The 11,526-nt window shown below is 36.7% G+C and carries 11 protein-coding genes; 6 read left to right on the top strand and 5 right to left on the bottom strand.

The features are described from left to right. Nucleotides 1–288: 288 nt before the first annotated feature. From ACRD62_RS13210 to ACRD62_RS13195, 4 genes are read right to left on the bottom strand one after another with little or no spacing between them, the layout of a single operon-like run. A complete protein-coding gene (locus tag ACRD62_RS13210; protein ID WP_430820583.1) occupies nucleotides 289–1,221 on the bottom strand; it encodes a 5-oxoprolinase subunit C family protein in 933 nt (310 codons plus the stop codon). Further along, nucleotides 1,214–1,945 carry a 5-oxoprolinase subunit PxpB gene (pxpB, locus tag ACRD62_RS13205; protein WP_430820582.1) on the bottom strand — a complete coding sequence of 244 codons (732 nt, stop codon included), beginning with the start codon at nucleotides 1,943–1,945 and terminating at the stop codon, nucleotides 1,214–1,216. Before pxpB ends, ACRD62_RS13210 begins: the two co-directional genes overlap by 8 nt. Beyond that, a complete protein-coding gene (locus tag ACRD62_RS13200) occupies nucleotides 1,935–2,711 on the bottom strand; it encodes a LamB/YcsF family protein (protein ID WP_430820581.1) in 777 nt (258 codons plus the stop codon). Before ACRD62_RS13200 ends, pxpB begins: the two co-directional genes overlap by 11 nt. 3 nt (nucleotides 2,712–2,714) lie before the next feature. Next, nucleotides 2,715–3,932: an Nramp family divalent metal transporter gene (locus tag ACRD62_RS13195; protein WP_430820580.1), complete on the bottom strand. Its 1,218-nt coding sequence runs from the start codon at nucleotides 3,930–3,932 to the stop codon at nucleotides 2,715–2,717. Nucleotides 3,933–4,083: 151 nt separating this feature from the next. On the opposite strand from ACRD62_RS13195, the gene ACRD62_RS13190 reads away from it, so the two are divergent. Then, nucleotides 4,084–5,232 (top strand): exo-alpha-sialidase, encoded by a 1,149-nt coding sequence (locus ACRD62_RS13190; protein WP_430820579.1) that lies wholly within the window; start codon nucleotides 4,084–4,086, stop codon nucleotides 5,230–5,232. Between the two features lies 1 nt (nucleotide 5,233). On the opposite strand, the gene ACRD62_RS13185 is transcribed toward ACRD62_RS13190, so the two are convergent. Then, complete coding sequence (locus ACRD62_RS13185) at nucleotides 5,234–5,920, bottom strand: hypothetical protein (RefSeq protein WP_430820578.1); 687 nt, start codon at nucleotides 5,918–5,920, stop codon at nucleotides 5,234–5,236. 225 nt (nucleotides 5,921–6,145) lie between these two features. Here ACRD62_RS13185 and guaA point away from each other — a divergent pair, with 225 nt between their 5' ends. The 5 genes from guaA (at nucleotide 6,146) to ACRD62_RS13160 (ending at nucleotide 11,480) form a co-directional block, all read left to right on the top strand. Further along, nucleotides 6,146–7,675: a glutamine-hydrolyzing GMP synthase gene (guaA, locus tag ACRD62_RS13180; protein ID WP_430820577.1), complete on the top strand. Its 1,530-nt coding sequence runs from the start codon at nucleotides 6,146–6,148 to the stop codon at nucleotides 7,673–7,675. Nucleotides 7,676–7,796: 121 nt separating this feature from the next. Next, a complete protein-coding gene (locus ACRD62_RS13175; protein ID WP_430820576.1) occupies nucleotides 7,797–9,389 on the top strand; it encodes a S41 family peptidase in 1,593 nt (530 codons plus the stop codon). A 1-nt stretch (nucleotide 9,390) separates the two neighbouring features. After that, a complete protein-coding gene (gene pnuC, locus ACRD62_RS13170; protein WP_430820575.1) occupies nucleotides 9,391–10,026 on the top strand; it encodes a nicotinamide riboside transporter PnuC in 636 nt (211 codons plus the stop codon). Continuing rightward, on the top strand, nucleotides 10,010–10,609 hold the full coding sequence (locus tag ACRD62_RS13165; RefSeq protein WP_430820574.1) for an AAA family ATPase: 600 nt from the start codon (nucleotides 10,010–10,012) through the stop codon (nucleotides 10,607–10,609). The genes pnuC and ACRD62_RS13165 overlap by 17 nt, the downstream gene beginning before the upstream one ends. After that, the gene (locus ACRD62_RS13160; protein ID WP_430820573.1) at nucleotides 10,554–11,480 is read left to right on the top strand and encodes a serine O-acetyltransferase; all 927 of its coding nucleotides are present in this window, start codon (nucleotides 10,554–10,556) and stop codon (nucleotides 11,478–11,480) included. Before ACRD62_RS13165 ends, ACRD62_RS13160 begins: the two co-directional genes overlap by 56 nt. Nucleotides 11,481–11,526 lie beyond the last annotated feature (46 nt).

Below are 11,526 nucleotides of genomic sequence, written 5' to 3'. Positions count from 1 at the left end.
CTCCCTTTTAGGGGAGGTTTGGTGGGGTATAATGAAAGTAAAGTTACAATTTGAAAGATTCCTTATTTGCAGAATCACTTTTTGGACACCCTCTTGTTTTTTGCTAAAAGAAATAAAAGTACGTAAGTAACATGGCGATCTTTGTGTGAAAGACTTTTACTAAAAAAAGTTATACACTAAGTAAGGTTTGTAAATAGCATAGTACGTAAGTGCTATGTAAAGATGATGCTAAGCAATAGTCCCGGCAGGGACGTCTGTGTTGAAACCACAAGAGAACAATATGGATTTTTAGCTATATTTCTTCATAATCTTCTCCTGTGCTTTCAAAGCTTTAATTGCTGTTTTATAACTGACTTCTTTAAAACGTATCTTATCTCCGGGTTTTAATTGTGCCAGAATCGGATAATCTGCCGTTATCACATTGGCAATCCGGGTATATCCACCAGTTGTCTGTCGATCTGCCATCATGATAATGGGTGAACCATGACTCGGAACCTGTATGGTTCCAAATGCAATGGGAGATGATATAATATCTGCATCATTGTTTAGGTGTTCAATAGCAGGTCCGTCGAGGCGAAACCCCATTCTGTCGCAATGTGGTGAAAGAGAGTAAGGTTTAGTCAGGAAATTTGCCAGGCCATTCCATGTGAATCTTTCTTTTTCTGGTCCTGGCAGAATTCGTAGAACGGGTTCTGTCGGAAGTTGAGGAATATGTTTCACCTTAATTCTCCGCAGTTTCAAATTCGGTTTGCTTTGATTAATTAGAATAATATCTCCATCCTTTAAAACTCTTCCATTGAAACCACCTAGTTTACCATATAAATAGGTTGATTTACTACCCATAATGTCAGGTAAATCAAATCCTCCAGCAATTGATAAATACGTTCTGGCACCTTGGTTAATCTTTAAAATATCCAGAACATCACCAGCTTTAATCTGAATGGTTCGATAAGGTTCGATCGGCATACTATTTAGTGTTAGTTCTGGCATAGCCCCTACAATACCAATAAAACTGTCAGAATAAAATTCAATGCAGCAACCTGTCATGGTCATCTCTATTGCTGCTTCCAAAGGGTTGTTACCCGCCAGATAATTAGCCATTTTCAAGGCAACTATGTCCATAGCTCCACCAACTGGCATTCCAATCTTTTGAAAATCAGATCTTCCTCCATCCTGAATAGTGCTGATTAAACCTGCTTTTATGACTCTAATCTTATTCATATTCAGGAGTATATTTTTCTGTCCTGATTTGGTATTCAGGAGGCGTTGATTCTTTAATCTTATTAAATTCCTCAATTGTAATAGGATCGAATTGAATGTAATCTCCTGATTGGATAAATACCTCTGGTTTACGATTGATATCAAACATCTTAATTGGAGTCTGTCCTAAAATTTGCCAACCACCAGGACTGTTAATGGGATAAATTCCTGTTTGATTTCCGGCTATACCAACAGATCCGGCGGGTATAAGTTTTCGTGGGGTTTGTTTACGCGGTGTGGCCAGTTGCGGATTCAAACCGCCCAGATAGGCAAATCCGGGTGTAAATCCTAACATATAAACCAAATATTTATTGGAGCAGTGTTTATCTATAAGTGTTTCAATTTTAATTTGATGATGTTCAGCAACGGATTCAATATCTAACCCTAAACTGATGTCATAACAAACCGGAATATGTATGAGTCTGACCTCTTTCTTGTTGTATGAGAAATCTTCAATCTTTATTTTTTTAATGGTTTTTAGAAGTCTGGGTAAAGATATCAATGTTGGATTGTAAAAAATGGTAACTTCAGAGTAGGATGGAAGTACCTGGGTGATTCCTTTTATTTCAAGTGATTGAATGGCGTTTGTAAAAGCATTTGCCTTCTCCAGTATGCGCGGACTGATTTCCTGCTCTAATCGAATTAATACAGCACTGTCACCAAGTATATGATAATTAAATTCCAATTGACCAGTTATTAATGGCTGAAATGTGAATATCCGATTTTTCGAGGGCTTCAGTTATATGCTTGGCTAATTCAAGAGCCTGCACGTTGTCTCCATGTAAGCAGATGGTATCTGCTTTAAGAGTGATTTCATGTCCATCTGCGCTGATTACTTTCTGATCTTTAGCCATAGTTAATACCTGTTGAATGCATTGATTGCTGTCGTGTATTACTGCATCGGGTTGTGATCGGGGAACTAACAGTCCTTCTTTTGTATATCTGCGGTCAGCAAACGTTTCACTAACAGTTGTTAACCCTTCATCTTTTGCTGCCTGAATCATTTGCGAATTTGCCAACCCATAAAAAAATAATGAAGGATCTATCTTCTTAACAGCTCTGGCAATAGTTTTCGCCATGTGATAGTCTTTTGCAGCCATATTGTACATTGCACCATGAGGTTTTACATGCTGGAGTTTTCCACCAAGTGCTTCGGTTATGCCTTTTAAAGCACTTACCTGGTAAAGAATGGTATCAAATAATTCATCATCACTCAAATACATGTTTCTTCTTCCAAAGCCTTGTATATCCGGAAATCCAGGATGAGCACCAATAGCGACATTATGATTTAATGCTGCTTCAATGGTTTTTCGGATTACTCCCGGATCGCCAGCATGGAATCCACAGGCAATATTGGCAGATGAAATGAATTTTAATATCGCAAGATCATTGCCAATCTTATAAGCACCGTAGCTTTCACCTAAATCGCAATTGATATCTATTGTATGCATCTTTTATATTATTCCTGTTACTGATAAAATGCTTCGTAAACCCAAGGCCAAGGTAATAATTATCACAAATATGCCTGCCACATTTGCAAGGGGTTTGTTGATCTTGTCGCCCAATAATTTTTTATTATTCATTACTAAAACCAGAAAGGTTGCGATGACAGGTAGAAGTATACCATTTGTGATCTGTGCGAACCATATGGCTTCAATAGGTTTGTAATCAAGCGATGAAAAAAGAATTCCGATGCCAAGAATAATCATCCATACCAATTTGAAACGCCAGTCCTTCATGGTGCTTTTCCAGCCTAATATGCCAGAGGTTGCATAGGCAGCAGCCAATGGGGCTGTAATGCTTGATGATATACCAGCCGCAAATAATCCACTGGCTAATATATATTTTGCCCAGCTACCTAATATCGGTTCAAGTTGAATAGCCATATCACTTGCTCCCTTTATTTCGTGATTGGTCGCATAAAATGCCATAGCAGAAGTGATTACAATGCTCATCGAAATAATACCTCCCAGAATAATTGAAATAAACAGATCAAATCTGGCTTTTGGTAAATCTTCTTTTGTCTTCCATCGTTCTTTTACTACAGAAGTGTGTAAAAAAAGATTATACGGTACAATGGTTGTTCCAATCAGCCCAATCAACATTAACGCAGAACCGCCAGGAAAGGAAGGAATAAATATTCCTTTAATAATAGATTGAAAATGAGGTGCTATTACAATGGCTGTAGTCAGAAAAACAAGACTCATTAATATGACCAATCCAATCAATACTTTTTCCAGAATACGGTAACTGCCTAGCCATAGTAGTACAAAAGCGGCCAGTCCAATAATCAAACTAATTGCTTTGATATGTTCTTCTGGAAGAACTGTGTCAATTCCCATGGCTGCACCAATCAGGTTTCCGGTTTCATAAGCTGCATTGCCAATGGTAATAGCTGAAATAATTAAAACGACAGACAATATTTTTAAGACTGGATTTTGTATCAGATTTCGAATGGCGTCACCTAAGCCTTGTTGAGTAATAATTCCCAAACGGGCAGTCATCTCCTGTAGAATAAGAGTGGCAATAATGGAAAAAAGTAATCCCCAAAGTAAAGCCATACCAAAATTTGCTCCGGCAAGTGAACAGGTGGTTATGGTTCCCGGTCCAATAAATGCTGCAGTTACGAGACTACCGGGACCAATATTTTTAAAATTTCTAAAAAATTGCATAATATATGGTGATAGGTTGAAATCTAAAGTATAAATATTCGTTGTAGATGCAAATACATTAATGAGATTTAGAAAAATGTTTATTGAATTTTAGTCTCTTTCAGTTAAAATTGAACTAAGTTTGTTCGTTTGCTCCAGTAAATTGAAGGGTATGATTCGAAGTTTATATATTTTCTTGTTTATTCTGTTGTTGTTTGTTACTTCTTGTATGAAACAACCTGTTTTAAGTGTGAAGAATAATCTTTTCGATCAGTCAAATGCTGAGGATCTTGGGTTGGAAATGCCTTTGGGACTTGAAACGGCAACTATTTATTCTGCTTCAGATTCAACGGATAAATATTGTAATGGAGCGGTTGCAATCGCATTTAAAGATAGAATTTATTGTATGTGGCAAAGCTCTGAACAAGATGAAGATTCACATGATACAAGGGTAGTATATTCATATAGTGATGATGGGAAAATTTGGACTAATCCCGGAATTTTAGCGGCCAGTCCTGATAGTGGTTATTGTACATCGGGTGGTTGGTGGCAATATGGCGATACATTGGTCGCTTATATTAATGAATGGACTTATGAAGAATCCCCACGTTATTGCAGGGTAAAATATATGCTTTCGACAGATGGTATAAATTGGTCAGGTAAAAAAACAGTAAGGTGGTTACATGGAGAAGAGATGATTGGAGCCTTCGAACAGGATCCACATCAGATTGCATCAGGCAGAATTATTAATGCTGTTCATGTTTCACCAGGTCTTCATTTAAGTCCGATTTTTACCGATGATCCTTCTGGAATTAGTGGATGGCAGCAGGGGCAGATGAATAACATGGAGTACAAGGGAGATGTGACCCGCGAGCTGGAACCGAGTTCGTATCTTCGTAAAGATGGAGCTCTCGTAATGGTGTTTCGCGATCAGAAAAGTTCATTTTGTAAACTTGCTTCTGTTAGTCTGGATGAAGGGCGTAGTTGGTCAACACCGGTTATTACCGATATGCCGGATTCGCGATCGAAACAGAGTGCTGGTAATTTGTCGGATGGAACAGCTTATTTTGTAAGTAATCCGGTTAATAGTAAAATGCGTTATCCTTTGGTGTTGACATTGAGTGATGATGGCAAGATTTTTAATAAAGCATATGTCCTCAGAAAATCAAGTGAACTGCCATCGTTAAAATACGATGGAAAGTATAAGCGAGAAGGATATCATTATCCTAAGTCAATGGTTTATAATGACTGTTTGTATATTGCCTATACTACTAATAAAGAAAAGGTTGAAATAACAAAGGTTTCGTTAAAAGGTTTGTAAATTAGAATATTACACTCATCTTCGTGTTTATCATATTGATAGGACTACTGTTTTTTGATTGTGTATTAAATATGGATCGGAATCCAACATCAATTTTAACATTATTGTATTGCGCTTGTAAACTGGCTGCTACATCACTTTGCATAAATAATGGATTCATATGAAAAAGTGAACCATTTGCATTGTTAAATTTATAAATGGGTTTGCTTATATAATGTGCATTAGATCGCAGGCTGAGCCAATTGTTTATAGGTTGATTTAATTCTAAATTTAATGTGTATTGGTATTGAACTTCAGTTGGGTTCATTAAACTAAAAGTTTTTAATAGCCCAAATCCATACCAAAAGGTTGTATTATCCCATAAGTCAGCTTTTTTTTCAGCATTGGTCCAGTCGTAGGCACCTAAAGCAAAGTAGGAATTGAATTTCTGACGGTGATAAACGTTGAATTCCGCAATGTATGTTTTGCTATCCAGTTGTAAGTTAGGTAATAAACTTATCGTGTCTGCAATTGATTTTAAAACGCTGGGCTGGCTTAATTCCAATTGATCGATTTCGAAATCAATAAAAGGATCTAGTTTTAATTCTAATGGAGGATAGTCTAATTTCAATTTAAGTTCATATTGAGCATAAGAGTTTATTGTAAATATGAAGCTTAATGCTAAAAGTGTTGGGAAGTATTTAAGCATTGTTAAGGGTGTTTGGTTGAATTCTAAAAATAATAAATGTAAAATGAATTTTAATGTAATTTATTAAAAATATTGTTAAATTATTTTCATCATCAATAAAAGAGTTAATTTGAAAACGAATGGGTTAATACTTCTTCTTTTTACTTTATCCTTTCCCCTTTATACTTAATTAATCCTTATATTTGCGCAAAATTTTTACATACAAACGATTTAAGGTTAAGGTTGATGCAAGAAAAAATCATCATTCTGGATTTTGGTTCTCAGTATACACAGTTGATTGCCAGACGTGTTAGAGAAATTAATGTGTATTGCGAAATTCATCCGTTCAATAACTGTACCGAATTTGACGATACCGTAAAAGGAGTAATTTTAAGTGGAAGTCCTTATAGTGTCAGAGACGAGGATGCTCCGGAACCTGATTTATCAGAAATAAAAGGTAAAATGCCTTTGTTGGGAGTGTGTTATGGAGCTCAATTCCTATCACACAACTATGGTGGCGAAGTTTTACCTTCTGCAACACGCGAGTACGGTAGAGCTAACCTTGAGTTTGTAGATTCTGAAAATATTATGATGAAGGAAGTAAGCCATCATTCTCAAGTATGGATGTCGCATGGCGATACTATCGCTAAGCTTCCCGAAAATTATAAAATCATTGCAAGTACCAAGGACGTTAAAGTTGCTGCCTACAAAATTGAAGGCGAAACAACCTTTGGTTTGCAATTTCACCCCGAGGTATACCACAGTACTGAAGGAACACAAATTTTGAAAAACTTTGTGGTTAGTGTTTGTGGATGTGCTCAGGACTGGACTCCCGATTCATTTGTTGATTCAACAGTTGCTGGCTTAAAAGAGAAGTTAGGTAACGATAAAGTTGTTTTAGGTTTATCTGGTGGTGTTGACAGTACTGTTGCAGGTGTTCTTTTACACAAAGCTATTGGCGAAAACCTTACATGTATTTTCGTTGATAACGGATTACTTCGTAAGAATGAATTCGAAGCAGTGTTGGATTCATACAAACACATGGGTTTGAATGTAATTGGTGTAGATGCCAAAAAAGAATTCCTGGGTGAGTTAGACGGGGTTTCTGATCCGGAAACAAAACGTAAAATTATTGGTCGTGTATTCATCGAAACCTTCGATGTGGAAGCACACAAAATACAAGATGTAAAATGGTTGGCACAAGGTACGATTTATCCTGATGTAATTGAATCTGTTTCAGTTAACGGACCATCTGCTACCATTAAATCGCATCACAACGTAGGAGGTCTTCCTGAGAAGATGAACCTTAAAATTGTAGAACCTCTAAATTTATTATTTAAAGATGAGGTACGTCGTGTAGGTAAAGCACTTGGTATTGATGATTCTTTATTAGGACGTCACCCATTTCCGGGACCAGGCTTGGCTATTCGTATTTTAGGTGATATCACTGCCGAAAAAGTAGCTTTGCTTCAGGAAGTAGATTACATCTTTATTCAAGGATTAAAAGATAGTGGTTTGTACGATCAGGTATGGCAGGCTGGTGCTATGCTTTTACCTATTCAATCAGTTGGAGTAATGGGTGATGAACGAACCTACGAAAGAGTGGTTGCATTACGCGCAGTTACTTCTACCGATGGTATGACTGCAGACTGGGTTCATTTACCATACGATTTTCTGGCACGTATCTCAAACGAAATTATAAATAAAGTTAAAGGAGTTAACCGGGTAGTTTACGATATAAGCTCTAAACCACCTGCAACCATTGAATGGGAGTAGGCATTGGCTCTGATAGATATTACAAGCCGGAACAAACTTTTTAGTTCCGGCTTTTGTTTATTTATAACATTGTAATTTATTTTTCGTACGCATGAGAGACGGAAATTTAAAGCATCACATTATGAAAGTAAGAAATGGATTTAGGAAACTGATTTTGGGAATGATGATCGCCATCATAGCGGTTAATTTACAGGCTCAGTCAGTGGATAAAAACCTTCAGAAATTACAATTGACTTATCAGTTGATTAATTCATTGTATGTTGATACAGTGAATGATACACGATTGACAGAGGAGGCAATTGCAGGCATGCTTAAGAGTCTTGATCCTCATTCGGTTTATATAACAGCTGATGAGGTGGCAGCCATGAACGAACCGTTGGATGGAAGTTTTGATGGCATTGGTATTCAATTTAATATTTTACATGATACTCTTATGGTTGTTACACCTTTGATAGGTGGACCATCTGAAAAAGTTGGAATTGCTGCAGGTGATCGTATTGTAAGTATTGATGGTGATAATGTAGCCGGTATTGGAATTAAAAACAGCGACGTTTATAAATACCTTCGTGGTAAAAAAGGAACCAAGGTAAAACTGGCCATTAATCGAAAAGGTCAGGATTTATCATTTACAGTAGTGCGCGATAAAATTCCGATTCATAGTGTTGAGGCATCCTACATGGCTGATCCTAAAACAGCCTATGTTAAAATAACACGTTTTGCTTTAACTACACATCAGGAATTTATTGACGCATTAGATAAGCTCGAAGAAAACAAATACGAGAATTTAATTATTGACCTTCGTGGTAATGGTGGAGGATATCTGAAAGCAGCGATTGACATTGCAGATGAATTGATAGGATCGGATAATCTTATTGTTTATACGCAGGGTTTAAATAGCGAACGTCGTGAGCATACGGCCAGAAAAAAAGGTCGTTTTGAAAAAGGTAAATTGGTATTATTAATGGATGAAGGTTCGGCTTCAGCCAGTGAAATTGTTGCTGGTGCTGTTCAGGACTGGGATCGTGGAATTGTTGTTGGACGTCGTAGCTTTGGAAAAGGATTGGTTCAACGACCATTTGATTTTCCTGATGGTTCAATGATTCGTTTAACCATTGCTAAGTATTATACTCCTTCAGGTCGTTGTATTCAAAAAGATTATAGTGAAGGTGAAGATGCTTACCGTTACGAAATTGGTAATCGTTATTTGCATGGAGAAATGGAGAATGTAGATAGTATCCATTTTGATGAAAGTTTGAAATATCATACAAAAGTTAGTGGTCGTACCGTTTATGGAGGTGGTGGAATCATGCCGGATGTATTTGTTCCGATGGACACAACGATGTATTCTGATTATTATCGTGATTTGGTTGCATCGGGAACTGTTAACAGAATGATTCTAACCTATGTTGATAATAATCGTGAATTACTGAAAGGTGCATATACCAGTTACAAGGAATTTAGTGATCAGTTTGAGGTGTCTGAGGAATTGATTAATCAATTAATATCAGCAGGAGAAAAAGAAGGGATTGAACGTAACGATGATGAATTGAAGGTATCTGATTTGTTAATGCGTACTCAGTTGAAAGCTTTAATTGCCCGTGATTTATTTTCAACTTCAGAATATTTTGAAACGATCAATACTTTATCTGAAGATTATAATAAGGCCATAGAGTTAGTATCAACCAAAAAAGACTACGCTCAGCTTTTAAAATAAAATGTTAGAATATATTAAGATGTATGGAATGGGAGCGGCCGGTACTGTGGCTTCTCTCATTTATTTGTATTATTCCATTCGTGAAAAAATATGGCTTTGGCCATGGGGTATTGTGGCATCGGCCTTATCAATCTGGGTGTTTTTTACTTCCAGGTTATATGCTGATATGAGTCTCCAGTTTTATTATCTCATAGTAAGTTTTTATGGCTGGTGGTTCTGGTCATATTCTTCAACATCCAAAAATAAAGATGAGGTTCCCATAAGCAAGGTTTCTCAAAGTCAGGTTGTAAACCTGACTATCATAGGTGTTGGAGTTTATCTTATTATCTTACTGGCATTATTGAAAATTCCTGCTATGCTTGATATTGCGGGCTCTGAAATGCCATATCTTGATGCTGCAACCACAGCAGCTTCGTTTATGGCAACCTGGATGTTGGCTCGAAAAATAATAGAACATTGGTTGATATGGATTGTTGTTGATTTTGTATCAATGGTAATGTATTTCTATAAGGCACAGGTCTATAATAATTCAGCAGATCTGTATTTTTATAGTTTCTTATTTTTAATATATACGGCAGGAGCTTATTGGGGCTTTAAGCAATGGCAAAAAATAATGATTCGTGAGAGTAAAGTCTGAAGATAAAACTTTTGTTGTAATGACAGGGCCGGAATCGTCTGGTAAAACAAGTCTGTGTGAGGTTTTGTCTGATTATTATGACACTTGTTGGATGCCGGAATTTGCCCGTGAATATGTTGAAAACCTTAAACGTGATTATACCATTGAAGATGTTGAATTAATTGCCAAAAAACAGGTTAAGCAATATGAAGAGGCTATCGATAAGGATCAAGAGATTGTTTTTTTTGATACTTTTTTAATTATCACCAAAATCTGGTTTACCTATGTATATGGACAATGTCCTATATGGGTCCATCAAGGATTGAAGCAATTAAAAGTTGATTTGTTTCTTTTGTGTAAACCCGATATTCCATGGATTCAGGATAATGTTAGAGAAAACGGACATATAAGAGAAGAATTATTTCAATTGTATAAACAAGAACTGGACTTTTATGGTTTTAATTACTGTATTATTGAAGGATCTGGTGAAGTGAGAAAAAAGTTAGCAATAAAGCATATTAACCGTATTTTAGCAGAAAAGCCACATTATGACAAACAACCAAACTGCAGCAATAGTCAAAAGAGCTATAGAGGAGCTCTCTAAAGAGCAATCATATAAGTCTGTTTGCCATCAAAAGGTGCAGGAACACAGAATGCCATCTATCAATTCTTTGGCAGAGATTGTAAATCTTGCACGTGAAATTATATTTCCCGGATATTTTGATGATACGGCTATGCGATCGGATAGTATCGGATATTATATTGGAGTTAATACAGAAAAGTTATATGCTTTATTGGCTGACCAGATAATGGCAGGCTTGTGTTTTGAATGTTCAGATACACAGGTTATGGATGATAGGGAAGTACAAGCAATAGCGCATCAATTGGCTGCTGAGTTTGTTTCTCAATTACCTGAAATTCGAAGGGTTTTATCAACCGATGTTGAAGCCGCGTTTCTGGGCGATCCTGCAGCTAAAAGTAGGGGAGAAGTAATTTTTTGTTATCCTGCGATCAGAGCCATTTCAAATTATCGTATTGCAAATGCATTAGTAAATATTGGTGTGCCTTTAATTCCAAGAATTATATCTGAAATGGCACATTCCGAGACGGGCATTGATATACACCCTAAAGCATCTATAGGCGAATATTTCTCTATCGATCATGGAACGGGTGTTGTTATTGGTGCCACTTCAATAATTGGTAAGAATGTTAAGCTTTATCAGGGTGTTACTTTGGGTGCAAAAAGCTTTCCACTGGATGATGATGGAAATCCTATTAAAGGTGTGCCAAGGCATCCGATCATTGAAGATAATGTGGTTATTTATGCTCAGGCAACTATACTGGGTAGAATCACCGTTGGGGCCAATTCTGTTATAGGCGGTAACGTTTGGGTTACTAATCCGGTTGCACCTAGTTCCAAACTGGTTCAATTTAAACCCCGGGATTTACTATATTCTGAAGGTGGTGGAATATAAGAAATGTAAATGATCACTGGATTAGTCAGTATTATTGTTAACTTAG

This window comes from Carboxylicivirga caseinilyticus (assembly GCF_050589785.1).
GTDB classification, from domain to species: domain Bacteria; phylum Bacteroidota; class Bacteroidia; order Bacteroidales; family Marinilabiliaceae; genus Carboxylicivirga; species Carboxylicivirga caseinilyticus.
The sequence above is the reverse complement of the archived record's forward strand: the minus strand, read 5'-3'. Positions and strand labels throughout refer to the sequence as shown.

What these genes read in the sequence shown, in the direction of transcription:
- ACRD62_RS13190 (WP_430820579.1), top strand. Translation starts at nt 4,084, where the DNA reads ATGATTCGAAGTTTATATATTTTCTTGTTTATTCTGTTGTTGTTTGTT.
- guaA (WP_430820577.1), top strand. Translation starts at nt 6,146, where the DNA reads ATGCAAGAAAAAATCATCATTCTGGATTTTGGTTCTCAGTATACACAG.
- ACRD62_RS13175 (WP_430820576.1), top strand. Translation starts at nt 7,797, where the DNA reads ATGAAAGTAAGAAATGGATTTAGGAAACTGATTTTGGGAATGATGATC.
- ACRD62_RS13195 (WP_430820580.1), bottom strand. Translation starts at nt 3,932, where the DNA reads ATGCAATTTTTTAGAAATTTTAAAAATATTGGTCCCGGTAGTCTCGTA.
- ACRD62_RS13200 (WP_430820581.1), bottom strand. Translation starts at nt 2,711, where the DNA reads ATGCATACAATAGATATCAATTGCGATTTAGGTGAAAGCTACGGTGCT.
- ACRD62_RS13160 (WP_430820573.1), top strand. Translation starts at nt 10,554, where the DNA reads ATGACAAACAACCAAACTGCAGCAATAGTCAAAAGAGCTATAGAGGAG.
- ACRD62_RS13210 (WP_430820583.1), bottom strand. Translation starts at nt 1,221, where the DNA reads ATGAATAAGATTAGAGTCATAAAAGCAGGTTTAATCAGCACTATTCAG.
- ACRD62_RS13185 (WP_430820578.1), bottom strand. Translation starts at nt 5,920, where the DNA reads ATGCTTAAATACTTCCCAACACTTTTAGCATTAAGCTTCATATTTACA.
- pnuC (WP_430820575.1), top strand. Translation starts at nt 9,391, where the DNA reads ATGTTAGAATATATTAAGATGTATGGAATGGGAGCGGCCGGTACTGTG.